Origin of the sequence: Pseudoalteromonas sp. SG43-6 (assembly GCF_014164365.1) — a bacterium.
In the GTDB taxonomy this organism is placed as follows: Bacteria; Pseudomonadota; Gammaproteobacteria; order Enterobacterales; family Alteromonadaceae; genus Pseudoalteromonas; species Pseudoalteromonas rhizosphaerae.
The window spans coordinates 1-249 of record NZ_JACJEZ010000224.1 but is presented as its reverse complement, the minus strand read 5'-3'; the positions used below and the strand labels follow the sequence as shown (position 1 = coordinate 249).

Below are 249 nucleotides of genomic sequence, written 5' to 3'. Positions count from 1 at the left end.
TCTAATTTGATTGCCGCAGAATACGTTGCGCGTTTTAATTTCGTCATTTTTTCACCCAAATTTGTATGCTTATTAGCATAACATTTCTTTCTTAATGGGTGGCCAAATTAACTATGCCACTACAAACGCAAAGTATGAGTCGTCGAGGTAATTGTTGGGATAATGCAGTAATGGAGCGATTTTTTAGAAGTTTAAAAACAGAGCGACTGAATCGCCTGTCATTTATAAATCATCATTCAGTTATAAGTG

Annotated in this window: 1 pseudogene; it reads left to right on the top strand. The window is 35.3% G+C overall.

What is annotated here, in order from left to right:
• Nucleotides 1–128 precede the first annotated feature (128 nt).
• A pseudogene (locus H5201_RS22875) lies at nt 129–249 on the top strand (integrase core domain-containing protein); the annotation flags it as partial.